The following is a 23,517-nucleotide window of genomic DNA, read 5'->3' as shown; positions in this document are numbered from 1 at the left end:
TTGCATGGGCGGTGAGGATCGTTACGGTCCGCGTCGCAGACTGAAGGTTTTTGACCGGCCCGTCTCGCAAGGGCAGGCCGATGGAGTTGAGACGATGAAGATCCGTAATTCGCTGAAGTCGCTGCGCGCGCGTCATCGCGACAACCAGCTCGTGCGCCGCAAGGGCCGCGTCTACATCATCAACAAGGTCCAGAAGCGCTTCAAGGCGCGTCAGGGCTGAGACCTGCGCGACTGCGGTCGCGCAACTGTCTCGGTTGGGATTTTAAAAGAGCGGGACGCCGATGGCGTGCCCGCTCTTTGCGTTGCGCGCTCGCCCGGCTGTGATTTGACGAGGCGGCAGTGGCGGCTAGAGTTGCGACCATGATCCGTTTTCGCATCGCGCCTGCCGTCTTCGCGCTGCTGCTGGCCTCCGCCGGCCCGTTCGCGATCGGCGCGACCCAGGCCCAGCCCACGCCACCGTCGCGGCCTGGCACCGTCGCGCCCGACGACAAGGCGGATAATCCGGTGACGCCGACTGCGCCGCAACGCAGCCCGGCGGCGACGCTGGAGCGGCTGTTCCAACGCCTGCACGATGCCGAGACGCAGGAAGAGGCCGAAGGCGTCGCCAGGTTGATCCAGCGGCGCTGGGCGCGCTCCGGTTCCGATACCGCGGATCTGCTGATGACCCGTGCCCAGCAGGCGCTGAAGGACAAGCAGAACGAGCTCGCGATCGAATTGCTCGACCGCGTCATCAGCCTGCAGCCGGACTGGGCCGAGGCCTGGAACCAGCGCGCCAATGCGCTTTATCTCCTCGGCGATTCGATCCGGTCCATGCTCGATATCGGCGAGACGCTGAAGCGCGAGCCGCGCCATTACGGCGCCATGATGGGACTGGGCATGATCCTGCGCCAGCAGGGCGACGACAAGGCCGCGATGGCAGCCTTCCGCAAGGCGCTCGAGATCTACCCGCAGTTCGACGCCGTGAAGAAGGCGGTCGATGCGCTGAAGACCGAGGTCGACGGGCGGGACGCCTGAGCGCCCGTAGCCCTATCCGTCATGCTCGGGCTTGGCCCGAGCATCTCATGCCGGAGGGGTGATCGCGTCTTACGAAGCCTCTCCTGAACGTCATTCTCGGGTCTGCGCTACGCTTCGCCCGAGAATGACGTTCCCGCCTCACGCCTTCTCAACATGTTCCTGCGCGACGAAGGCGATGCGGACCATGTTGGTCGCGCCGGGCGTTCCGAAGGGCACGCCCGCCACCACGATGATCCGGTCGCCGAGCTTGGCGTAATGCTCGCGCACCGCGAACTTGCAGGCGCGGAAGGCCATGTCGTCGGCGTCGCTGGCATCCTTGGTGACGATCGCGTGCACGCCCCAGACCAGCGTCAGCCGGCGCGCCGTGGCGCGGTTGGGGGTGAGCGCGATCACCGTCGAGTTCGGGCGCTCGCGGGCGATGCGGAAGGCGGTCGAGCCCGATGAGGTCCAGGCGCAGATCGCCTTGAGGTTCAGGGTCTCCGCAATCTCGTGAGAGGCCTTGGCGATGGCGTCGGCGCCGGTGGCCTCAGGCTCGTTGCGCTGCGATTCGAGGATCGAGCGGTAGATCGCATCGCCCTCGACCTCCTCGGCGATGCGGTTCATCATCGTCACGGCTTCGATCGGATACTGGCCGGCGGCGCTCTCGGCCGAGAGCATGACCGCATCCGCGCCCTCGAAAACGGCGGTGGCGACGTCGGAGACCTCGGCGCGGGTGGGCACCGGGCTTGTGATCATGCTTTCCAGCATCTGGGTGGCGACCACGACGGGCTTGCCCTTGAGGCGGGCCATGCGGGTCAGGCGCTTCTGCGTGCCCGGAACCTGCTCCAGCGGCATCTCGACGCCGAGATCGCCGCGCGCGACCATGATCGCATCGGAGGCATCGATGATCTCCTCCATGCGCGCGACGGCCTGCGGCTTCTCGATCTTGGCCAGCGCCAGCGCCCGGCCGCGCACGATCTTGCGCAAGTCCGCCATGTCTTCGGGCCGCTGCACGAAGGAGAGCGCGATCCAGTCGACGCCGACCTCGGCCGCGACCTCGGCATCGGCGCGGTCCTTCTCGGTCATGGCCGAGACGGCGATGGTGGTATCGGGCAGGCTGACGCCCTTGCGCGACGACAGCCGCCCGCCGATCAACACCTTGGTCACGGCGGCCTTGTCCGAGGCCTTCTCCACGACGAGGCGCAGCTTGCCGTCGTCGAGGATCAGGTGGTGGCCGGGCTCGAGCGCGCTCAGGATCTCGGGGTGGGGGAGGTGGACGCGCTTGGCATCGCCGGGAGCGGGGTCGGAATCGAGCGTAAATCGCGCCCCCTTCGCCAGCATGACGCCGCCGTCGCCGCCGAACTGGCCGACGCGCAGCTTCGGGCCCTGCAGGTCCGCGAGGATGCCGACCGGACGGCGGAACTTGCCCTCCAGACCGCGCAGCATCGCGACCTTCTCCTGAAGCGTCTCGCGCTGGGTGTGGCTCATGTTGATCCGGAACACGTCGACGCCGGCTTCGAACAGTTTTGCGCACATCTCCTCGGTCGCGGAGGCGGGGCCAAGCGTGGCGATGATCTTGATCCGGCGTTCGCGCTTCATTGCTCTTCCCCTGCGGCCGGCAAGCCCATACGCCCCCGGCCGCACCCTTTCATCCATCATGGAGCGCGGTCTGCCCGTTGCCGGGGCCTCGCTTCCGGTTCTTGTCCGCAGGCCCGGCCAGGCCTCGCGTCGATCGTCACCTTATGCCGAGACCATGGCCCCGCGTAAGCCGGTCAGGGCCGCGGCGTGCCGCTGCCGGTATCGGTGAGCTGGATCGTCCAGCTCTTCTGCTCGCCGGTATCGACCTCGAAGAAGCCGGCGCGGTCATAGCCGCGGGCCAGGCAATCCTCGATGCCCCGGATCGTGAATTCCTTGTTGCGCACGCACATGACCGATTTGCCGGTCCATTCCCCGCCCTTGTCGTAATCGAGGGCGTGGACATAGTAGAAGCGTGCCGCCAGCGTGCCGCGCAGCAGCGTCTCGCAGCCGCGCGGGCTGATGTTCCACCAGCCCTCGGTGATCCAGCCCTGCGCATCGCGATAGCCGATCGCGACGCCGACGCGGCTCGACGTGGTGTTGCACATACGCAGATCGGCCTTCGCCGGCGCCACGCTCCCGAGGAACGCGGCCGCGCAGAAGGCGAGGGGAAGGACCGTTCGAGGAGAGCCCGGCATTCTCACGGTTCGATCAGGATCACGCGGCAATCGTTGATATTGGTCAGTGTCGGTCCCGGCTGCAGCAAATCGCCGAGCGCTTCGAAGAAGCCGGTCGAATCGTTGTCGGCGAGGGATCGGGCGGGATCAAGGCCGATCTCGGCGGCGCGAGCCAAAGTCTGGGGATCGACCAGGGCGCCGGCCGGGTCGGTGGCCTCGCCACCGCCGCCATCGGTGCCGTCGGTGTCGCCGGCGAGCGCGACGATGCCGGGTTCGCCGGCCAATGCGATCGCGAGCGCCAGCGCATATTCCTGGTTCGGGCCGCCGCGGCCGGAGCCGCGCAGGGTCACGGTGAGCTCTCCGCCGGAGAGGATGGCACTGCGCTTGCCCTCCCGCTTCAGGCGCCGGGCGAGCCCGGCATGGGCGGCGGCGACGTCACGCGCCTCACCTTCGAGATCGGCGCCGAGATCGTGCACCGCATAGCCGGCGGCCTCTGCCGCCGCGCGCGCTGCCGCCATTCCATCGGCCGGGCGGGCGATGATGCGGAATTCGGTGTTGGCGAAAGCGGGGTGCCCGGGCTTCGGCGTCTCGTTCTCGGGATCATCGAGCAGGTTGCGGGCGGCCGGCGGCAGGTCGAGCCCGTAGCGGGCGACGATGGCGCGGGCCTCGGCGGTCGTGCTGGGGTCGGCGACGGTCGGGCCGGAGGCGATCGCGGCCGGCTCGTCGCCGGGCACGTCGGAAATGGCGAGGGTGAGGACGCGCGCCGGGGCGGCGGCGAGCGCGAGCCGGCCGCCCTTGATCCGCGACAGCCGCTTGCGGACGATGTTCATCTCGCCGATCGGGGCGCCGGAGCGCAGCAAAGCCTTGTTGACCGACTGCTTCTCGGCGAGCGTTAGCCCGCCGGCCGGGGCGACCCAGTTCGCCGAGCCGCCGCCCGAGAGCAGCACGAGCACGAGGTCGGCTTCCGTGGCGGCGGTGGCGAGCGCGAGCGCGCGTTCGGCGCTGTCGATGCTGCCCTGATCGGGGACAGGGTGGCCGGCTGCGACCATCGGGATATGCCGGGTCGGGGCGGTGTAGCCGTGCCGGGCGACGGCATGGCCGGACAGGCGCTCGCGCGGGAAGTCCTGGTCGAGATAATGCGCTTCGGCCAGTGTCGTCATGCTGCCTGCGGCCTTGCCGGCGGCGAGCAGGATCAGGCGCCCGGTTGCGGGGGCTGAGGGCAGGTGTTGCGGCAGGCAGCCCGAGGGATGGGCGCGGGCGACGGCAGCATCGAAGATCGCGCGTGCGGTCGCGCGCATCGTTTCGATCGTGGTGATGGACTGCGGCACGCCCCGCGACTCCCTGCGTTCTGTGCCGCTTAGCGGCGAGCCTGTTCGCTTCCTTGTAGGTCGAGCGCGTGGCGGCGTCATCAGCCGTCTGGCGATGTAATCATACTTTTTGAACGGACCTCGCTGCCAGCCGAACGGTCGATTGCGGCGATGCGGCATCAGGACTGTTGAGATCGGCTGGGCGAAGGCCAGTTCAGTCTTGACGGGCAGGCCCGATCCGGGCGAACGCTGCCGGCCAATTTCGTACCGAGAAGGTTATCAGATGGACGATCCGGTTGCTGGCGACCAGCTGAAGAGCATCGTCGAGCGCATCGAGCGGCTCGAGGAAGAGAAGAAGACGATCGCCGACGACATCAAGGAGGTCTATGCCGAGGCCAAGGGCACCGGCTACGACGTCAAGGTGCTGCGCAAGGTCGTGGCGCTGCGCAAGCGCGATCTCGACGAGCGCAAGGAAGAGGAAGCGATCCTCGACCTCTACCTGCAGGCCGTTGGCGAAACCGCCTGAGACCGCTTCGCACCTCTACTGCGGTGGTCGACTGACGGCGTTTTCTGCGCTTCCGGTGCTCACGTACTAAGGTACGCTCCGCTTCGGTTCTCGAAAACACCGCCATTCGCCTCACCGCAGCGAGTTGCCAAGCAGTCTCAGAGGCTATCGAACAGGCATGAAAAAGCCCCGCATCGGTCTCCCGATGCGGGGCTTTTCGTTGGAATGAGCGTCGGGCGACGGCGTTGGCTCGGAAGCCCTGCGCCAAGCGTTTCCAGTCTCGGTCAGGCGTGGGTGCGGAAGCGCACTTCATCATCGATGAAGGTCTTTTCCGCGAAGCCGGCCTCATTGGAGCCGAAAGGCATCTGGGCGGTGAGCTTCCAGGATGCCGGGATGTTCCATGCCTTGGCGGCCTCCGCGTCGACGAGCGGATGGTAGTGCTGCAGGCTTGCGCCGATGCCGGCATCGGCAAGCGCGGTCCAGACCGCCAACTGCGCCATGCCGGTCGAATGTTCGGACCAGATCGGGAAGTTGTGCGCGTATAGCGGGAAATTGGTCTGGAGCGTCTGCACCGGCTCCTGATCCTCGTAGAACAGCACCGTCCCGGCACCGCTCGCGAAGCTGTCGATCTTCTTGCTCGTCCCCTCGAAATCGGCGGCCGGCACGATGGCGCGAAGCGCCTCCTTGGCGATGTTCCAGAACTTGTCGCTCTCCTTGCCGAAGAGGATGACGGCGCGGGAGCTCTGCGAATTGAAGCTGGAGGGCGACAGGCGGATCGCCTCTCTGACCAAGCCATCCACCTGAGCTTCGGAAACCGGCAGCTTCTTGCCGAGAGCGTATTGCGTGCGGCGCTTCTTGAGTTTGTCGAGCATGTCTTCCTCGTCCTTGAATGCGTGTCGCCGGCAAGCCAAGGAGGCGGGTCGGCTTTTCGAACCCGGCCCCGTGCGCCTTTCGGCGAAAGCAGGGCTCGATATCTGATGGTGGAGAGGTAGCGGTTCACTTCCCGCATCAGAACCCTCATAATGGGCACCAGACTGTTGCTGACGGAGGAACGCCGATGGCGGAGCTCGACGATATCCGAAGCTTCATCGCCGTGGTCGATGCCGGTGGTTTCGGCCGGGCGGCGCACAGCCTGGGCGTGGCGAAATCGATCGTCAGCCGGCGCGTGAGCCGGCTGGAGGAGGAGCTCGGCACGAGATTGCTCAGCCGCACGACGCGCGGGGTTGCTCCGACCGAGGCCGGACTCGAATTCAAGGCGCGCAGCGAGCGCATCCTGGCCGAGCTCGACGAGGCGCGGGAGGCGGTGGCGCAGCGGGCCGGCGGCGTCGCCGGGCGGTTGCGGCTGGCCATGCCGATGACCTTCGGCAACCGGCATGTCGCGCCGCTGCTGGGCGAGATCGCGCAGCTCTATCCGCGGCTCGAACTCGATGTGCAGGCGAGCGACCGCTATGTCGATCTGATCGGCGAGCGCTTCGATGCCGCGATCCGGATCGGCTCGCTCAAGGATTCCAGCCTGATCGCCCGGAAGATCGCGCCGGTCCACGCGACGGTCGTCGGCAGCCCGACCTATTTCGCGCGGCGCGGCCGTCCGGCGATTCCCGCCGATCTCAATGATCATGACTGCCTGCTCTATAGTGGCATGAACGACCAGGACTGGGTGTTCCGTACCGGGAAACGCTGGATCACGGTGCGCCCCCCCGGGCGCATGCGTTCCGATAGCGGCGACACGCTGCTGTCATGGGCCGTGGCGGGGCTCGGGCTGACCGTGCTGCCGACCTTCATCGCCTCGGATGCGATCCGTTCCGGCGCCGTCGAGCCGATCCTGCTGGATTATCCGATGCCGACGCGCGCGCTCTATGTCGTGCGTCCGCCCGGCGCCTATGTCCCCGGAAAGGTCCGGGTGCTGATCGACCTGCTGGTCGAGCGTTTCGGCGGCACGCCCTATTGGGACCCCTGCCAGATGGAGGCGCATCAGCGGGGCTTGAGGCTGGACGAGCCGCTGAGCGAACAGCTCACACCAGCCGCCGCCCGCGAGCATCAAGCGGCGTGATCCAGCGCATCACGCGAATTCGCGTGGCTTTGTAGCGGGGTTTCGGCACTCTGCCGCCGTACTGAAACGGAGGTCGCGATGCTGCTCGTCGGAATGCTGGATAGCCCCTATGTCCGCCGCGCGGCGATCACGGGGACGTTGCTGGAGGTGCCGTTCGAGCATCGCTCGGTCTCGGTGTTCCGGCACATGGCGGAATTCCGGGCGATCAATCCGCTGATCAAGGCGCCGACGCTGGTGACCGATGACGGCATCGCCATCAGTGAATCCCTGCTGATCATCCAGCATTTCGAGGATGTCGCCGGCCGCTCGCTGCGCCCGATCGAAGGCGTGGCGCGGCGACGCGATCTGGCGCTGACCGGCATCGGGATCGTCGCCGCCGACAAGGCGGTCTCGATCGAATACGAGCGCAAGCGCCCGGAGGCACAGCGCTATGCGCCGTGGCAGGAGCGCATCGTCACCCAGTTGCACGTCGCGCTCGACCTGCTCGACGCGGCGGCCAGGGAGGGCGAGCTGACGGCCGGGCCGGAATTGCTGCCGAGCGATATCGCCGCGGCCATCGCCTGGGGCTTCTGCCGCTTCGTGATCCCGGAATTCGCCCCCGAGGAGCGCTGGCCGGCCCTGGCCGTGCAGGCGCGTGCCTGCGAGGCGCTGGACGTGTTCAAGGCCTGGCCGATCGACCGGGAATAGAATTCAGTTCTGGACGAAATTCGTCGGCAGCGGGCGGACGGCCGGGCCGGTGAAGGTGCCGGGCTTGGCGTCGAGCGGGTCGGCATGGCTGAAGCCCAGCGCCGCCGCCGGGCTCGGGCCGGCGATCGGAGCGCCCGACGGTCCGGCCGCGCGGGCGCGGGCTGTCGCGACATTCACCGGCTTGCCGGGCGCCCTGCCGGTGCGGGAGACCGCGGCGAACAGGGAATTCAAGCCGCCACGGTCCATGTCGGCCGCGTCCTCGGGCTCTTCCGCTTCCGGGACCGGAACGGAGCGCTGAGTCGCGGTCGCGAAGCTGACGCCGCCCTCGCGCGGGCGCACCGGTGGCAGCGAGGCGGTGACGAGGCGCCCCTCGGAGGCCTGGGCGAGGGGTGATTCGGGAGCGCCGGTGCCGCGCAGCGACGCGATGGCTGCATCGGACAGGGCCGTCGGTCGCATCGGCGGCAGCGGGGCGTTGGTGGGCTGGCCGGCCACGACGATCTCGCTCGGGCCGGCGACCTCGCCGGGGCGGCGCGGCGGCAGGGACGCGAGCACCAGTTTCTGGTCGGGCTGCGGGGCGAAGGCGAGCGCGCCGCCGGCCGAAGGCAGGGCGGCAATCTGGACGGGAGCGCCGTCATCGGCGGGCACGGGCAGGCCGCGCGGCCGCGCCAGCGGCAGTGGCGCATCGATCAGTTGCGGCCGGTTCTCCTGCGCGCGCGGCGGTGCGGCAGCGGCCACGGCCGGTTGGGGCGCGGGTTCCGGGGCGGGGGGCTGTTGCGGCGGCGCCGTCGTGATCCGCGGTGCCAGGCGTTGCGAGCGCTCGCGCGTCACGGAGTCGGCAGCCGGTGCCATGGCGACGGCGAAGCGGCCGCCATCCGCCGAATTGCCGTCGTTGTAGCCCGTGTTGGCATAGGCCATGACCGTCGGCTGCTGGCGCGGCGCACCGCGCCGGCCGCGCGCTGCCGGGCGGGCATCGGCCTCTTCGTCGTCGCCGCCGAACAGCGAGGCCCAGAGGCTCTTGCGGCCCGACGCGATGACGGCGCCTTCATCGAGATCGGCGGTGGCATAGCCGGCAACGGCACCGCCGCCGGAGAGGATCTCGGCCCTGGCGAGATCGTAGCCGGCCAGCGGCTGCCCGTCGGCCGGCAGGTGCACGGTCTTCTGGTCCGGGAAGAGACGCACGAGCTGGTCGCGGGTCATGCGCGGCCAGGACCTGACCGAACCGACATCGAGATGGACGAAGGGCGTGTGTGCGTTCGGATAGAAGCCGACGCCGCCGCGTTGGAGCCGCATGCCGACCTCGCGAATGCGGGCCGTCGGCGTATCCGGCAGGTAGAAATCCAGCGCCTTGCCGAGCATGTGCTGGCTGTGCTTGGCGACGGCGCGCGAGCGGCGACGCAGCATCGCGTTGGTGCCGGGCGCGCGATAGGAAGACACGACATGGAAGGGCTGGTCGGAGCCGAGCTGGCGCTGGACTTCCCAGATTACGTCGAAGAGCCGCGGGTCCATGCGGGTCGGCTCGTCGGTGCGCCAGTCGCGCAAGGCCCAGTTCAGCTTCTCCAGCGCAGCCGAATCATAGCGACCATCACGCTTGAAGGTGACGGTCGTCTCTTCCTTCGTGTGCATGTGCAGGATGGTGATGGTGCGGGTGTCGCCATTGGCGACGGCGTTCTGCGTACCGCGGATGCCGATGAGCGATGCGGCCAGGGCTAGGCCGAGCGCCAGCGCATGTCGCGCGGCTGGCTTCGTGCCGGACGGCGCGCATCCTGCAAGCGTGGCGGTTGTCCTGCCCAATCTGTCTGACCCGTCTCGGTGCCCCGCCGAAGCGGCGTAGTAAACGTGAACGAACAGTTGCGGAGAAGCGTTAACGACTCGTTAGCGAGCCGGCAATCGCCGCGCCAAGAATTTCCCAGGCAAGCTGGCTAAAGAGGGATCATGGCGAAATGGAGCCCGCCGCGAGCGGGCCCCCATTCAACCGCCCTGATGCTCCAGGGCCTGCCTGACCAACCTGTGGAAACCGTAGACATCGTCGAAGCGGTGGATCTGCCCATGATCGCCGACGACGATGGTGTTGTAGACGAGGTGGATCGGCAGCGGCTGCGGCAGGTTGATCCGACGCTCGCCCTTGCCGATCAGGCGCTTCAGACGCTCATGCGTCCATTCCGGGCCGAGCACCTGGTCGGCCAGCGCGAACGGGTTCTCGACGCGCACGCAACCGTGGCTGAGCGCCCGTCTTTCCCCAGCGAACAGGCGGCGGTTGGGCGTGTCGTGCAGATAGACCGCGTGCTCGTTCGGGAACATGAACTTGATCCAGCCGAGCGCGTTGCGCTCGCCCGGCGGCTGGCGCACCGAAATGCCGCCGCTCTTGGTGCGGGTGACGATATAGCCGCGCTTGGCGGCATAGTTCGGATCGGCGGCGAGACCGGGCAGGAATTCCTTCTTCAGGATCGACGGCGGCACGTACCAGGACGGGTTGACGATGACGTGGTCCATCTTGTGCGAGAAGATGGGCGTCGCCGAATCCGGCTTGCCGATGATGGCGCGGGTCTCGTGCACCACCTTGCCGGAGCGGATGACGCGCACCCGCATCTCCGGCACGTTGGCGATGATGTGGTCGGTGCCGAGATCGGGCGGCAGCCAGCGCCAGCGCTCCATCTGGGCGATGATGTCCTCCTCGCCGCGCGCGCTCGCGGGCTTGCCGAGCGCGGCCAGCGTGCGCTCGCTGAGGATGCCGTTGGCCGGCAGGCCGGCCTTCTTCTGGAAATCGGCCAAGGCTAGCGCGGTGGAGCGATCGAAGACCGGCTCCTCGCTGGGCCCAAGGCCGAGACGCGCGCGCACCAGCGCCACGCGCTCGTCGCGCATGCCGAGCTTGAGCGGCGGGCCGGCGGGAATCCGGACCAGCGGGGTGTCGTCGAGATGCTCGCGCATCTCCGCGAGCTTGGCCTTGAGGCGGCGGTACTGCTCGTGGGGCGGATTGTAGGCGGCGAGCACGGCGTCGGCGTCAGCGGCGCCCGCGAGCTCCGAGAGCACCTCGGTCGCGGAGGGCAGGTAGAGCGTCGGCGTGATCAGCTTGGAGAGCTGGCGCGGGTTGAGGCGGCCGCCGCGGGCGTCGCGCGCATAGAGCACGGCCAGCGCGGAGAGGCGGATATCGGCCTCGGCGAGCCTGGCCTTGTCGCTCGCCTCGAAGACGGGGAGGGGGTAGTCGTTCGGGCGCAGGCCGTCCTCGGCGGCGCGGCCGAGCTGCGTCGCGATAAGCTTGCCGGCCTCGTTCCAGCCCTTGCTCCCGACCCAGAAGGGACGGTTCTCATTGGCCTGATAGGCGGCGACGATCTCATTGCGTTCGCGCTCGCCGAGGCGGCGCAGCGTCAGCGCATCCGGCAGGGCGGCTGCGACGGCTGCCGCAAACTCGGAACCCGGCGGTACCTCGACGACGACCTTCGGCATCTCCGGAAGCGGCACCAGCGGCTCGACGGTGCGCAGCGGGCCAGGCTGCGGGGCAGTCTCGACCGGCTCGGGGGATTTGACGACGGGGGTCAGGGCCGGATCGGCCGCCGGCATCTCGACCGCCGGGATATCGAGCGTGAGCGGCTCCTCGCTATCGAGCGGGGCGGCGGCATCCTGTCTGGCCGGATCCAGTGGCCGGTTGCCGGTCGTGACCGTACCGGTGACGATCTCGGCATCAGCGGAAGGCGCGGTCGCGGCCTGCGCCGGGGCGGTCGATGGCGCGACGTCGGACAGCCTGAGTTCCGGCTGCTCGGGCAGCGGGATGCCGAGCGTTGCATCGGTTGCGGCAGGGGTCTCGGCGCGGAGCGGGAGGCATCCCAGGATGATGGCCAAGGCGGATGCCGAGGTCAGTTTCGCCCAATGGCGAGGACGCATGGTCGCTATCCCGATTGCTGCCGAATGACGCCAGTTCTGCGTGACTCGGTTGGTTGAGACAAGATGCGGCGGTGCAACAGACCGCCCCATTCGGTTCGTTGCAGCTCAGGCCGCGTCGGTTTCGTCGCCGTTGGATTCGCTCTCGATCAGCCCGTAATCCTTGAGCTTGCGGTAGAGCGTCGAGCGGCCGATGCCGAGCTTGCGCGAGACCTCGGACATATGGCCGCGGTAATGCGCGAGCGCGAAGGTGATGATCTCCCGTTCGAGATCGTCGAGCTTGCGCATGTCGGAGCCGGCGACCATGTCGAGGGCATTGGGGTCGCGTACCGGCATCTGGATGATGCGCGGCGGTGGCTCGCCTTGGTCGATGCGGGCCAGCGGAGCGGGGGCCGGCGGAATCCGGACCTCGTAGCCGTCCATCTGCGCGGCGATCTGCGGGAATTCGGTGATGTCGAGCTCGGGACCATCGGCCAGGACGACGGCGCGGAACACGGCGTTCTCGAGCTGGCGGACATTGCCCGGCCAGTCATAGCCGGTGATCAGGGCGGCAGCCTCGGCCGTGAACCCTGTGAGCTTGCGGCCTTCCTCGGCGGCGAAGCGGGCGAGGAAGCCCCGCGCCAGATCGACGATGTCCTCGCGGCGCTGGCGCAGGGGCGGCAGCGTGATCGGGAAGACGTTGAGGCGGTAATACAGGTCCTCGCGGAACTCGCCGCGCTTCACCTGATCGAGCAGGCTCTTGTTGGTCGCCGAGATCAGGCGGATGTCGACGCGCACCGATTTCTTGCCGCCGACGGGGTCGACCTCGCCCTCCTGGATGGCGCGCAGTAGCTTGACCTGCGCGTCGAGCGGCAATTCGCCGACCTCGTCGAGGAAGAGCGTGCCGCCATTGGCCTCGACGAACTTGCCGAGATGACGCTCGGTCGCGCCGGTGAAGGCGCCTTTCTCGTGGCCGAACAGGATGGATTCGACGAGATTATGCGGGATCGCGCCGCAATTCACGGTGACGAAAGGCTTGCCCTTGCGGTCGCTGGAGCCCTGGATCGCCCGCGCCAGCACCTCCTTGCCGACGCCGGATTCGCCCTCGATCAGGATCGGGATGTTCGATTTCGCTGCGCGCTCCGCCAGCCGGACGACGCGGGCCATGTCCGGGCTCTTGGTGGCGAGGTCGCGGAAGCCCAGCGTGTTCGAGGCGCGGCGCTTGATATGGCGCAATTCGTGTTCGAGCGCGCCGAGCTTGAGGGCATTGCGCAGCGAGACCTGCAGGCGCTCGGCGCCGACGGGCTTGACCACGAAATCGACGGCGCCGGCCCGCATCGCGGTGACCACGGTCTCGATCGAGCCGTTGGCAGTCTGGACGATGACGGGGAGCTCGCTGCCGCGCTCACGCAACGCCGCCAGCACGCCCATGCCGTCGAGGCCGGGCATGTTGAGATCGAGGACGACGGCATTGAAGCGCTCGCCTTCGGGCGCGCCGAGCAGGGTAAGTGCCGCTTCGCCGTTCTCGGCAGTCGCGACGTCATAGCCGAAGCGCTTGAGCATGGCGTCGAGCAGGCGGCGCTGGACGGGATCGTCGTCGACGATGAGGACGGTGTCGGTCATGGCACCTCGAAGGCCCGGGCAATATGAAAGAAATCTTGGGCGTCGGCGGAATCGCCTGTTCCGTTCTGGGGCATGGTCGGCCAGAAGAGTTAAGCGGGGGTTTAAGCCGGGCCGGTCGTCGGGGTGACGAACAGCCGCCGTTGATCCCCGGGCCCGTGCCGGCCTATGGATGGGCTTGTTTCAGTGCGCGGAGGTATCGAGCGAATGGGTTTTCATGAAACCGTCCGGCGTTCCGCCACAAAGGCGGGGGCGGCGAAATCGGTCCAGGCTACCGGCGACCTGCCGGAATGGGACCTGACCCATCTCTACCCCGGAATCGAATCACAGGAATTCAAGGGCGATCTGGAGCGCGGGCTTGCCGAGGCGCAGGCGCTGGCCGGCCGCTATCGCGGCAAGCTCGGCGACCTCGCCGCCGCGCCTGACGGCAGCGAGACGCTGGCCGCAGCAGTCAAGAGCTATGAGGGCCTGAGCGACCGGCTCGGCCGGATCGGCGCCTATGCCGGCCTGGTCTATTCCGGCGACACCACCGATCCGCAGCGCGCCAAGTTCTATGGCGACACGCAGGACAAGCTCAACGCCGCGATCGCCGAATTGCTGTTCTTCGAGTTGGAGCTGAACCGGATCGAGCCGGACCTGCTGGCGAAGGTCGCAGGCCATGCGCCGCTTTCGCACTGGAAGCCCTGGCTCGAAGACCTCGCCAAGGACAAGCCACACCAGCTCGACGACCGGATCGAAGCGCTGTTCCACGAGAAATCGATGACGGGGGCGGCAGCCTGGAACCGGCTCTTCGATGAGACCATCGCCTCGCTGCGCTTCACCGTCGATGGCGAGGAGCTGACGCTCGAACTCACGCTCAACAAGCTGCAGGACAGCGATGGCGAGGTCAGGCGCAAGGCCGCGGAGGCGCTGAGCACGGTGTTCCGCAAGGAGCTTCGCACCTTCGCGCTGATCACCAACACGCTCGCCAAGGACAAGGAGATCTCCGACCGCTGGCGCAAGTTCGAGGATGTCGCGGATTCCCGCCATCTCGCGAACCGGGTCGAGCGCGAAGTGGTGGATGCTCTCGTCGCTGCCGTGCGCGAAGCCTATCCGCGCCTGTCGCATCGCTACTATCGCCTGAAGGCGAAGTGGTTCGGCCGCGAGGAGCTGGATTTCTGGGACCGTAATGCCCCGCTGCCGCAGGTCGAGCAACGCACGATTCCCTGGACCGAAGCGCGCGAGACCGTGCTCTCGGCCTATGGCGCCTTCTCGCCGGAGATGGCGGCGATCGCGAAGCGCTTCTTCGACGAGCGCTGGATCGATGCGCCGCCGCGTCCCGGCAAGGCACCGGGCGCGTTTGCTCACCCGACCGTGCCATCCGCGCATCCCTATGTGCTGCTGAACTACCAGGGCAAGCCGCGCGACGTGATGACGCTGGCGCATGAGCTGGGGCACGGCGTGCATCAGGTGCTCGCGGCGCCGAACGGGGCCCTGATGGCGCCGACGCCGCTGACGCTCGCCGAGACGGCAAGCGTCTTCGGGGAGATGCTGACCTTCCGCAAGCTGCTCGATACGACCTCCGACCCGAAGCAGCGCAAGGCGATGCTGGCGGCGAAGGTCGAGGACATGATCAACACGGTCGTGCGCCAGATCGCCTTCTATACCTTCGAGCGCAAGGTCCATGAGGCCCGCCGCGAGGGCGAATTGACGCCGGAGGCGCTCTGCGAGCTCTGGATGAGCGTGCAGGCCGAGAGTCTCGGCCCGGCGATCCGGCTGTCGAGCGGATACGAGCCCTATTGGTGCTACATCCCGCACTTCATCCATTCACCGTTCTACGTCTATGCCTATGCCTTCGGGGACTGCCTGGTGAATTCGCTCTACGGCGTCTACCAGAATGCCGCCGAGGGCTTCCAGGAGCGCTATTTCGCGCTGCTCTCGGCCGGTGGCAGCAAGCCTTATGGCGAGCTGCTGGCGCCCTTCGGGCTCGATGCGAAGGACCCGGGCTTCTGGCAGATCGGGCTTCGGATGATCGAGGGCATGATCATCGAGCTGGAAGGGATGGAGTAAGGATTTGCGTCATGGCCGGGCCTGACCCGGCCATCTCGGAAACCAGCGCCCTTCCGGTCATGAGATGCTCGGGTCAAGCCCGAGAATGACGGCTCATCCTCAGAACTGCACCCTCAAGCCCACCAGCGAGACATTCGCGGTGTAGTCCGAGCCCTGCGCCGTCGAGTTCAGGCGCTCATGGGTGAAGCTCGCGCGCACGGCGAAGGTGCGCGTCAGCTTGTATTCGAGCCGCGCGCCGACATTGGTGTAGTCCTCGCGCAGGCCCTGGCCGTCATATTCGGTGCGGCTGAAATTGGTGAAGCCGGTGACAGTGAGGTTGCGGCGCAAGGCATGCGCCACTTCCAGCGTCGCGCGCCGCACGGTCGTGCCCGACGAGCCGGCGATCGTGGTGTCGCCGAGCTCGGCGCCGCCGCGCAGCGTCACCGTGGTCAATGGCGTCGGCGACCACAGCACTGCGGCATCGCCGACGAAGCCGCGCAGGTTCTTCAGGCGCGTATCATCATATTTGCGGTCCTGATAGCCGCCCGAGACCTCGCCGGTGAGCTGCCGGCTGATCTCAAAGGTCGAGCCGATGCGTCCGGTCACGCCGTTCGAGGAGCGCATATAGCCGCTCGAATCGCTCTTCTCGTCGAATTCGCGCTGGTCGATCTCGGCCTGGACGAAAGGCTTGAAGCCGGGCGTGACCTCGTAGGCGGCGCGCAGGCGCAGGCCGTACTGGGTCATGTTCCGGTCCTTCTGCGACAGCATCGCACCGTTTGAGAGGCGAGCGTCCTCGTAGTCGCTGCGGTCGACCGAACCGCGCAGCGTTAATTGCAGCCGGTTGATGTCATGCGTGACGCCGGCAGAGGCGCCATACTGGTAGATTTGCGGGCGGCCGGTGACGTTGGCGGTCAGGTCGGGCGAGCCCGGCCGCTGCGTGTCGAGCTTGAGCCGCGATTCCAGGAGGATGCGGGTGTCGCGGGTCGCATCGAGACGCAGGTCGAGATTGCCCTCGGCATCGGGACGGGAGGCGTCCTTGGCGCGGAAGAATTCGAGGTAGCCGCCGCGCAGCTGGCCCTTGAGCTCGTGGACGTTCCAGTCGGACTGGATCGCCAGTTCGCCCTCGTGGCGGCTATAGGCCGAGCCCTTGGTGCCCGGAGCCGATGTGCGCTGCGGGTTGGTGTCGTAGCCGATCGAATTGGTGACCGAGGGACGCAAGGTGACCGAGCCGATCCGGATGCCGAGCGCGGCATAGGGGTCTTCCTCGCTCGCCGGGCGGCGCCGGGGCGGCGGGGGAGCGGGAGGCGGCGGCGGTGGCAGCACCGTGACAGCGGGCGGTGGCGCGCGGAACTGGCGCTGGGTGACGCCGCGCAGCGTCGGCGCCTGGATCGGCTGGCTGGCGCGCGGCGGCTGCCGCCCCGAAACCGCCGACCCCTGCCGCTGGACCAGCCCGGCGGGATCGCGGACGGCTTCCGGCTCGGCGGTGGTGGGCGTCAGATCGGGCTGGGGAGCTGCCGGCTGCTGCGCGATGTAAGCCGGCGTGCCGGTCCTGAGGTTGCCGCGCGGCATCTGCTGCGCCTGCGCCGCCGTATGGGCGAGCGCAAGCCCGGCCAAAGCCGTTCCGGACAGAAGCAGGGTCGTCGCGCGGCCGGACACGGGCGTCGCAGGGCTCCAGAAGACGGGACGCGCGGATTTCGCGCATGGTTAATGGAGTTAGAACGAACAGGGTTAAGGAGCCGTCAACACTGGTCGACTGCGTCGACAGGCGGTGGAAATGACTGATGGCGCCGTGCTACAGCGCGCGGCATGACAGCCGATATCCGCGATTCCGCCCTCCGCACCATCGCCACCGAGCGCGCCGGGCTCGATGCGCTCCATGCCGCCCTGGCGGATGGGCTGGGCCAGCCTTTCACTGAGGCCGTGGCGATGATCCGGGGCTCGAGCGGGCGCGTGATCGTCTCCGGCATGGGCAAGTCCGGCCATGTCGGGCGCAAGCTCACGGCGACGCTGGCCTCGACCGGCACGCCCGCGCATTTCGTCCACCCGGCCGAGGCGAGCCATGGCGATCTCGGCATGGTCCAGCCCGAGGATGTCGTAATCGCGCTGTCCTGGTCCGGCGAGGCGGTCGAACTCGCCGCGCTCGTCGGTTACACGCGCCGCTTCCGCGTCGGGCTGATCGCCATCACCGCCAATGCCGAGAGCACATTGGGCAAGGAAGCGGATATCGCGCTCGTCCTGCCCAAGGCGACGGAGGCCTGTCCGAACGGGCTCGCGCCGACGACCTCGACGACGATGCAGATGGCGCTCGGCGATGCACTCGCCGTGGCGCTGCTGGAGGCGCGCGGCTTCTCGCGGCAGGATTTCTTCATCTACCACCCCGGCGGCAAGCTTGGTGCACAGCTCAAGACCGTCGAGAGCATCATGCATCGTGGTGCCGATTTGCCGCTGATCGGTTTGGACACGCTGCTGCCCGACGTCATCGCGATGATCTCGGACAAGGGCTTCGGCTGTGCCGTGGTGATGGACCTGGACGGCAAGCTCGCCGGTGTCGTCACCGACGGCGACCTGCGTCGCAAGGCGGCGATGGGCGGTGGGGTCTCGCTCAGGGCGCGCGATATCATGACGGTGAATCCGCGCCGCGTCGGCCTCGACACGCTCGCGGTCGAGGCGCTGGAACTGGTCAACCGCAGCCGGATCACGGCGCTGATCGTGGTCGATGCCGAAGACCGCCCGGCCGGGCTCGTTCATGTCCATGACCTGCTGGCGATGGGCGTGGCTTGATCGAGCTTGCAAACGGGCTGGGCAGGGTTATCTGAAGCTATAGGAACTATAGCTTCTTGAGGTGACGCGATGACTGCTGCCGGCAAGCTCGAGCGTGTGATGCCGATCGGCGCTTTGGCGGATCGCACCGGGGTCAAGGTCGAGACGATCCGCTATTACGAGCAGGTCGGTCTGCTGCCGCCGCCTGAGCGTTCCGAGGGCAACCAGCGCCGCTATGGTCGGCGCCATGCCGAGCGCCTCGCCTTCATCAAGCATGCGCGCGATCTCGGCTTCGCGGTCGAGAATATCCGCACCCTTCTGAAGCTCTCGGATACGCCGGGCATGGCTTGCGACGAGGCGCATGCGATTTCGGTCGCCCATCTCGACGAGGTCCGCGACAAGATCGCGAAATTGCGCTCGCTGGAGAAGGAGCTGGAGCGGATCGCGACGACCTGTTCCGGCGGCGTCGCGGCCTGCGATTGCGCGATCATCGAGGCCTTGGCCGATCACGGGCAGTGCGACCACGCTCATCATTGAGGCGCGCGGGCAGATCGGAAATCTGCCTTGCCTCTCGTCTCCGGGCTGAAAAGGCTTAAATAGGATTCCTGCCGGGCGGCTTTTGCGCTGCTCTGCCACGCCATTCCGGGAGGGCGCGATGACGACATGGCCCATGCCGCCAGGGCACGGATTCCGAAAAGGGAACAAAACCCGATTCTGCCGGAGTCAGCGATTCGGCCCCGCTTCGTTCCAGACTCGTTCTTGTAAGGCCTGCTCTTAAGACCTGCATCGACCCCGTCCACGCTCCCGCCCGTATGGGCGGGCGATTTGATCGGCTCCTTCGCCTTGCTTCCTTTCCGTTCGCTGCCGCCCGCCGCCCGCGCCAATAGCGTCACGGCCGTGCTGGGCCCGACCAATACCGGCAAGACCCATCTCGCCATCGAGCGCATGGTCGCCCATCCCACCGGCATGATCGGGCTGCCGCTCCGCTTGCTCGCGCGCGAGGTCTATCAGCGTGTCGTCGACAAGGTCGGTCCCGAGGCCGTCGCGCTCGTCACCGGCGAGGAGAAGATCAAGCCGGAGCGGCCGCGCTTCTGGGTCTGCACGGTCGAGGCGATGCCGCGTGACCTTGCCGTCGATTTCGTGGCGATCGACGAGATCCAGCTCGCTTCCGATCTCGACCGCGGCCATGTCTTCACCGACAGGCTGCTCAACCGGCGAGGCCGGGCCGAGACCATGCTGATCGGCGCTGCGACGATGCGCCCGCTGATCGAGCAGCTCATGCCCGGCGTGAACGTCGTCACGCGCCCGCGCCTGTCGAACCTGACTTTCGCCGGTGATCGCAAGATCACGCGCCTGCCGCCGCGCTCGGCCATCGTCGCCTTCTCGGTCGAGGAGGTCTATGCCATCGCAGAACTGATCCGCCGGCAGAAGGGCGGGGCGGCCGTGGTGCTGGGCGCTCTCTCGCCGCGCACCCGCAACGCCCAGGTCGAGATCTACCAGTCCGGCGATGTCGATTATCTCGTCGCGACCGATGCGATCGGCATGGGGCTCAATCTCGACGTCAACCACATCGCCTTCGCCGCCGACAAGAAATTCGACGGGCACCACTATCGCAAGCTCAACCCGGCCGAATTCGGCCAGATCGCCGGGCGTGCCGGGCGGCATCTGCGCGACGGCACCTTCGGCACCAGCGGGCGCTGCCCGCCTTTCGACGCGGAACTGGTCGACGCGATCGAGAATCACCGCTTCGAGCCGATCCGCCAGATGCAGTGGCGCAATTCCGATCTCGACCTGCGCTCGATCGGCGGCCTGCTCGAGACGCTCAACCTCCAGCCCTCCGAGCAGGGGCTGACGCGCGCACTGATCGCAGAGGACATGTCGACGCTGGAAATCCTGGCGAAGGACCCGGATATTGTACGCTTGGCGCAGGGCCGCGCCGGCGTCGAGCGGCTCTGGGAGGTCTGCGGCCTGCCGGATTACCGCAAGATATCGCCGATGCAGCATGCCGATCTCGCCACGGCGCTGTATCTCAGGCTGATGCGCCACGGCCGGCTCGATGCCGACTGGTATCAGGCGCAGCTGGCTGCGCTCGACCGGACCGATGGCGAGATCGATACGCTCTCGGCGCGGATCGCGCAGGTCCGGACCTGGACCTTCGTCGCCAATCGTCCCGACTGGTTACCTGATCCAGAGCATTGGCAGGGCATGGCGCGTCTTGTAGAGGACAAGCTGTCGGATGCTCTGCACGAGCGTCTGGCCCACCGATTTGTCGATCGGCGCACCAGTGTCCTGATGCGCCGCTTGCGGGAGAATGCGATGTTGGAGGCTGAGGTCACCGCGACGGGCGACGTGCTCGTCGAGGGCCAGCATGTGGGGATGCTGCAGGGCTTCCGCTTTACGGCGGATCCGAAGGCCGGGGGGCCGGAGGTCAAGGCCCTGAACCTGGCGGCGATGAAGGCGCTCGGCTCCGAGATCGAGGCGCGGGCGGCGCGCGTCGTGCTGGCGGGCGACGATGCCTTCCTGCTCTCGCATGACGGGCTGGTGCGCTGGACCGGCGAGCCGGTCGCGCGCCTGACGGCCGGCGAGAAGGTGCTTGAGCCGCGGCTGCGCCTGCTGGTGGAAGAGCATCTCACCGGCCCCGCACGCGAGCAGGTCGAGGGCCGGCTCAATCTCTGGCTGAAGAATCACGTCACCCGTCTGCTCGGCGCGGTCCAGATTCTGGAAGCGGCCGAGAACGTCACCGGCATCGCGCGAGGCATCGCCTATCAGGCGGCCGAGGCGCTGGGCGTGCTCGAACGCGCCAAGGTCGGTGACGAGATGAAGGCGCTCGACCAGGAGGGCCGCGCGGCGCTACGCCAGCTCGGCATCCGTTTCGGTGCTTTCCACATCTATATGCCGGCGCTGCTGAAGCCCGCGCCGCGTGCGCTCGCCGCCCAGCTCTGGGCGCTGAAGCATGGCGGGCCGGAGACGGCCGGGCTTGACGACATCGCGCATCTGGCGGCGTCCGGCCGTACTTCCTTCCCGGTCGACAAGGCCGTGCCGAAGGGGCTCTACCGCGCTGCCGGCTACCGCGTCTGCGGCGAGCGGGCGGTGCGCGTCGATATCCTGGAGCGCCTCGCCGACCTCATCCGTCCGGCGATCGCCTATCGCCCCGGCGTCACGCAAGGGGTGCCGCCCACCGGCGCCGCCGATCAGGACGGCTTTGTCGCCACGGGCGCCATGACCTCGCTCGTTGGCTGCGCCGGCGAGGATTTCGCCTCGATCCTGCGCTCGCTCGGCTATGTCTCGGTGAAGCGTCCGGGGCCTGCGATCACTGTGCCGCTGGCGCCGCCCCCGGCTGCGACCGAGCCGGCCCAGCCTGTCGTTGCCCCAGCAACGGAAGCTGGTGCTGAGGGCGCCGCCACGGAGGGTGAAGTCGCAGCCGCGCAGACTGAGGCTGAGCCCGCTGCCGGGGCAGAAGGCCCGAGCGAGCCGGCGGCTGCGCTGAACGAGGATGCTCTGGCGGAAGGTGAGGCACCCGTCGTCGAAGCGCCCGCGGTCGAGACGGCGGATACGCCGATCCTGACCGAAGCCGAGCTGGACACGGTGCGCGAGCCGGTGCCGGCCGATGCGCTGGTTGCCCTGCCGGCTGCTGCTGCCGAGGAGCCGGCGCTTGCCGAAGCTTCTGCCACGGAAACCCCTGTTGCCGACGCAGCTCCTGCCGAGCCCGAACTGATCGAGGTCTGGCGGCCGCATCGTCACCAGGGCGGGCGCCGGCCCGAGCAGGGCAATCCGCGTGGCCGCCGCGATGGCGAGCCGCGTCGCGAGGGCGGCGAGCGCCGTGGTGGCGACCGGCCGCAGCGCGAAGGCCGCCCCGGCGGTCCGCGTCGCGACGGGCGGCCCGACAACCGACCGGCGGCCGCCGCCGGCGGCGAGGGCGCGCCGGCACAGCGCCAGGAACGCCAGGGCGAGCGTCCGCGCCGCGACGACCAGCCGCAGCGGCAGGGCCGGCCTGAAGGCCATCGTGGTCCGCGTCCCGATTTCAAGCGTGACGGCCGCCCCGGCGGTCCGCGGCGCGAGGAGCGGGGCGGGGGTGCCGAACGTTTCCAGCAGGCGCCGCGTCCGCGCCCGGCCAATCGCGAGCCGGATCCGGATTCGCCCTTCGCCAAGCTCGCGGCCCTCAAGGCCCAGCTCGAAGGCGGCAAGAACTGAGGCAGGTTTCGGTGGAAACACGCCGTCATTTCGGACGAGCCGCGATGGCGACGACGATCCGGAATCCATCGAAGGGCTCGGCGCTCTCCAATGGATTCCGGGTCAAGCCCGGGATGACGAGGTGGCTCCGCGTGAAGTCGCCGTCCTCGGATCACTGATCAGGGAGGCGCGGGCGGCTTGCAGGACGATCGTCAGCGCCTCGACAAATGGCTCTGGTTTGCGCGCTTCGCCCGCAACCGCCCGGCAGCCGTGCGTCTGGTGGAGGACGGGCATGTCCGGATCGAAGGACGGCGCTGCGATAATCCGGCGCAGGGCATCAAGGTCGGAGCGGTGCTGACGCTCGCCCTGCCGCATGCGACCGTGGTGGTCAGGGTCCTCGGCTTTGCCGAGCGGCGCGGCTCCTTCGCGGTCGCTCAGGAACTCTATGAGCGGCTCGACGGCGGCAGCGGCGATGCGCCGCTTGCGGAGGCCGGGGGCGAGGATTAAATCCGCGCCCTGTCGGGCGGCAGGCGCCGAAAGCGGGCCGGAGGGTGAAATCTTCTCCGCGGCACGTCCCGGATGACAAATCGTTCTGCCTAAGATCATTAAAACGACCTTGAAACCTGCGCCGGGCAAGGGTTTATGGGGCTGTTTAGAAGCGTTGGAAGGGCCGGCCCATGACCTATGTGGTCACCGAGAACTGCATCAAGTGCAAGTACATGGATTGCGTCGAGGTCTGCCCGGTCGACTGCTTCTATGAGGGCGAGAACATGCTCGTCATCCATCCCGACGAATGCATCGATTGCGGCGTCTGCGAGCCGGAATGCCCGGCCGAGGCGATCAAGCCGGATACCGAGCCGGGCCTCGAAAGCTGGCTGCAGATCAACGGAAAATTCGCGGCGAGCTGGCCGAACATCACCCAGAAGAAGGACCCGCCGGCCGACGCCAAGGAATTCGACGGCGTCGCCGGGAAGCTCGAGATGCTCTCGCCGGAACCGGGCGAAGGCGACTGATCCGGGCGGGCGTTTGCCGGCCGCGCTGCATTAACCACGACCTCGCCATGCTGCCGCAGAGGAACGCCGTCCGGCGTTTACCTTTGATTCGGCGTGTTTTTTGTGTTACAAGCTAGCCTTAGTCGAAGTCGTTCCGCATGCCCCTGCGAGGTTCCTGCAATCGGGGCGCCCCCAGAGATCACAGACGATGAAAGAGCCGGCTTTGCCGCCGGGGCTTCGATCGTCGTTCTCGGCAGGGCACAATGAAACAATCGACTAGGGAGCGTGAAGCGGTGCGTTCTTGAAGCGTCGCGTCAGGCGGAAGCCTCCTGCCAACCGGCCGGAGGCTAAATCATCACGC

The 23,517-nt window shown here is 67.9% G+C and carries 19 protein-coding genes; 11 read left to right on the top strand and 8 right to left on the bottom strand.

Annotated features, from left to right (window positions below; genetic code table 11):
• Positions 1-94: 94 nt before the first annotated feature.
• Both ykgO and FHT98_RS09485 read left to right on the top strand, forming a co-directional pair.
• On the top strand, positions 95-220 hold the full coding sequence (ykgO, locus tag FHT98_RS09490; protein ID WP_038363015.1) for a type B 50S ribosomal protein L36: 126 nt from the start codon (positions 95-97) through the stop codon (positions 218-220).
• A 140-nt stretch (positions 221-360) separates the two neighbouring features.
• Positions 361-1,014 (top strand): tetratricopeptide repeat protein, encoded by a 654-nt coding sequence (locus FHT98_RS09485; protein WP_142113854.1) that lies wholly within the window; start codon positions 361-363, stop codon positions 1,012-1,014.
• A gap of 138 nt (positions 1,015-1,152) precedes the next feature.
• On the opposite strand, the gene pyk is transcribed toward FHT98_RS09485, so the two are convergent.
• The 3 genes from pyk to FHT98_RS09470 all read right to left on the bottom strand — a co-directional run bounded on the left by pyk (position 1,153) and on the right by FHT98_RS09470 (position 4,483).
• Positions 1,153-2,592, bottom strand: coding sequence for a pyruvate kinase (gene pyk, locus FHT98_RS09480; RefSeq protein WP_061971293.1), 1,440 nt, complete (start codon positions 2,590-2,592; stop codon positions 1,153-1,155).
• A gap of 173 nt (positions 2,593-2,765) precedes the next feature.
• The gene (locus tag FHT98_RS09475; RefSeq protein WP_091860370.1) at positions 2,766-3,206 is read right to left on the bottom strand and encodes a DUF1036 domain-containing protein; all 441 of its coding nucleotides are present in this window, start codon (positions 3,204-3,206) and stop codon (positions 2,766-2,768) included.
• Between the two features lie 2 nt (positions 3,207-3,208).
• Complete coding sequence (locus FHT98_RS09470) at positions 3,209-4,483, bottom strand: glycerate kinase type-2 family protein (RefSeq protein WP_142115720.1); 1,275 nt, start codon at positions 4,481-4,483, stop codon at positions 3,209-3,211.
• A gap of 292 nt (positions 4,484-4,775) precedes the next feature.
• On the opposite strand from FHT98_RS09470, the gene FHT98_RS09465 reads away from it, so the two are divergent.
• Positions 4,776-5,018, top strand: coding sequence for a DUF2312 domain-containing protein (locus FHT98_RS09465; protein WP_061971296.1), 243 nt, complete (start codon positions 4,776-4,778; stop codon positions 5,016-5,018).
• Between the two features lie 263 nt (positions 5,019-5,281).
• Here the strand turns inward: FHT98_RS09465 and FHT98_RS09460 are convergent, their stop codons facing one another.
• Positions 5,282-5,869, bottom strand: a complete 588-nt coding sequence (locus FHT98_RS09460) for a nitroreductase family protein (protein WP_061971298.1) — start codon at positions 5,867-5,869, stop codon at positions 5,282-5,284.
• A gap of 185 nt (positions 5,870-6,054) precedes the next feature.
• Here FHT98_RS09460 and FHT98_RS09455 point away from each other — a divergent pair, with 185 nt between their 5' ends.
• Positions 6,055-7,047 carry a LysR family transcriptional regulator gene (locus FHT98_RS09455; RefSeq protein WP_142113853.1) on the top strand — a complete coding sequence of 331 codons (993 nt, stop codon included), beginning with the start codon at positions 6,055-6,057 and terminating at the stop codon, positions 7,045-7,047.
• A gap of 78 nt (positions 7,048-7,125) precedes the next feature.
• Positions 7,126-7,734: a glutathione S-transferase family protein gene (locus tag FHT98_RS09450; protein WP_142113852.1), complete on the top strand. Its 609-nt coding sequence runs from the start codon at positions 7,126-7,128 to the stop codon at positions 7,732-7,734.
• Positions 7,735-7,737: 3 nt separating this feature from the next.
• On the opposite strand, the gene FHT98_RS09445 is transcribed toward FHT98_RS09450, so the two are convergent.
• The 3 genes from FHT98_RS09445 to FHT98_RS09435 form a co-directional block, all read right to left on the bottom strand.
• On the bottom strand, positions 7,738-9,525 hold the full coding sequence (locus FHT98_RS09445; RefSeq protein ID WP_465246903.1) for a peptidoglycan L,D-endopeptidase MepK: 1,788 nt from the start codon (positions 9,523-9,525) through the stop codon (positions 7,738-7,740).
• A gap of 177 nt (positions 9,526-9,702) precedes the next feature.
• A complete protein-coding gene (locus FHT98_RS09440; RefSeq protein ID WP_139163597.1) occupies positions 9,703-11,610 on the bottom strand; it encodes a L,D-transpeptidase family protein in 1,908 nt (635 codons plus the stop codon).
• 105 nt (positions 11,611-11,715) lie between these two features.
• Positions 11,716-13,209 (bottom strand): sigma-54-dependent transcriptional regulator, encoded by a 1,494-nt coding sequence (locus FHT98_RS09435; RefSeq protein WP_113584549.1) that lies wholly within the window; start codon positions 13,207-13,209, stop codon positions 11,716-11,718.
• 204 nt (positions 13,210-13,413) lie between these two features.
• On the opposite strand from FHT98_RS09435, the gene FHT98_RS09430 reads away from it, so the two are divergent.
• Entirely contained in the window at positions 13,414-15,255 is a 1,842-nt protein-coding gene (locus FHT98_RS09430) for a M3 family oligoendopeptidase (RefSeq protein WP_142113851.1), read from the top strand.
• A 99-nt stretch (positions 15,256-15,354) separates the two neighbouring features.
• Here FHT98_RS09430 and FHT98_RS09425 read toward each other — a convergent pair whose 3' ends face one another.
• Complete coding sequence (locus FHT98_RS09425) at positions 15,355-16,890, bottom strand: outer membrane beta-barrel protein (protein ID WP_142113850.1); 1,536 nt, start codon at positions 16,888-16,890, stop codon at positions 15,355-15,357.
• Positions 16,891-17,040: 150 nt separating this feature from the next.
• Between FHT98_RS09425 and FHT98_RS09420 the strand changes: the two genes are divergently transcribed.
• From FHT98_RS09420 to fdxA, 5 genes are all read left to right on the top strand, one after another.
• A complete protein-coding gene (locus FHT98_RS09420; RefSeq protein WP_142113849.1) occupies positions 17,041-18,015 on the top strand; it encodes a KpsF/GutQ family sugar-phosphate isomerase in 975 nt (324 codons plus the stop codon).
• A gap of 96 nt (positions 18,016-18,111) precedes the next feature.
• A complete protein-coding gene (locus FHT98_RS09415) occupies positions 18,112-18,531 on the top strand; it encodes a MerR family transcriptional regulator (RefSeq protein WP_091860771.1) in 420 nt (139 codons plus the stop codon).
• A 306-nt stretch (positions 18,532-18,837) separates the two neighbouring features.
• Positions 18,838-22,185, top strand: a complete 3,348-nt coding sequence (locus FHT98_RS09410) for a helicase-related protein (RefSeq protein ID WP_142113848.1) — start codon at positions 18,838-18,840, stop codon at positions 22,183-22,185.
• A 177-nt stretch (positions 22,186-22,362) separates the two neighbouring features.
• Positions 22,363-22,671, top strand: a complete 309-nt coding sequence (locus tag FHT98_RS09405) for an RNA-binding S4 domain-containing protein (protein WP_061971310.1) — start codon at positions 22,363-22,365, stop codon at positions 22,669-22,671.
• A gap of 170 nt (positions 22,672-22,841) precedes the next feature.
• Positions 22,842-23,177 (top strand): ferredoxin FdxA, encoded by a 336-nt coding sequence (gene fdxA / locus FHT98_RS09400; protein WP_061971311.1) that lies wholly within the window; start codon positions 22,842-22,844, stop codon positions 23,175-23,177.
• Positions 23,178-23,517: the final 340 nt, after the last annotated feature.

The organism is Allobosea sp. AK1 (assembly GCF_006714945.1).
Taxonomy (GTDB): domain Bacteria; phylum Pseudomonadota; class Alphaproteobacteria; order Rhizobiales; family Beijerinckiaceae; genus Allobosea; species Allobosea robiniae.
Note: the sequence above shows the minus strand (reverse complement) of the source record. Positions and strands in the feature narration are given on the sequence as shown.

Bases quoted from the DNA above. Each gene is read 5' to 3' on its own strand.
- ykgO (WP_038363015.1), top strand. From the start codon at position 95: ATGAAGATCCGTAATTCGCTGAAGTCGCTGCGCGCGCGTCATCGCGAC.
- FHT98_RS09420 (WP_142113849.1), top strand. From the start codon at position 17,041: ATGACAGCCGATATCCGCGATTCCGCCCTCCGCACCATCGCCACCGAG.
- FHT98_RS09430 (WP_142113851.1), top strand. From the start codon at position 13,414: ATGGGTTTTCATGAAACCGTCCGGCGTTCCGCCACAAAGGCGGGGGCG.
- FHT98_RS09455 (WP_142113853.1), top strand. From the start codon at position 6,055: ATGGCGGAGCTCGACGATATCCGAAGCTTCATCGCCGTGGTCGATGCC.
- FHT98_RS09460 (WP_061971298.1), bottom strand. From the start codon at position 5,869: ATGCTCGACAAACTCAAGAAGCGCCGCACGCAATACGCTCTCGGCAAG.
- FHT98_RS09435 (WP_113584549.1), bottom strand. From the start codon at position 13,209: ATGACCGACACCGTCCTCATCGTCGACGACGATCCCGTCCAGCGCCGC.
- FHT98_RS09465 (WP_061971296.1), top strand. From the start codon at position 4,776: ATGGACGATCCGGTTGCTGGCGACCAGCTGAAGAGCATCGTCGAGCGC.
- pyk (WP_061971293.1), bottom strand. From the start codon at position 2,592: ATGAAGCGCGAACGCCGGATCAAGATCATCGCCACGCTTGGCCCCGCC.
- FHT98_RS09440 (WP_139163597.1), bottom strand. From the start codon at position 11,610: ATGCGTCCTCGCCATTGGGCGAAACTGACCTCGGCATCCGCCTTGGCC.
- FHT98_RS09485 (WP_142113854.1), top strand. From the start codon at position 361: ATGATCCGTTTTCGCATCGCGCCTGCCGTCTTCGCGCTGCTGCTGGCC.
- FHT98_RS09450 (WP_142113852.1), top strand. From the start codon at position 7,126: ATGCTGCTCGTCGGAATGCTGGATAGCCCCTATGTCCGCCGCGCGGCG.
- FHT98_RS09470 (WP_142115720.1), bottom strand. From the start codon at position 4,483: ATGCGCGCGACCGCACGCGCGATCTTCGATGCTGCCGTCGCCCGCGCC.
- fdxA (WP_061971311.1), top strand. From the start codon at position 22,842: ATGACCTATGTGGTCACCGAGAACTGCATCAAGTGCAAGTACATGGAT.
- FHT98_RS09475 (WP_091860370.1), bottom strand. From the start codon at position 3,206: ATGCCGGGCTCTCCTCGAACGGTCCTTCCCCTCGCCTTCTGCGCGGCC.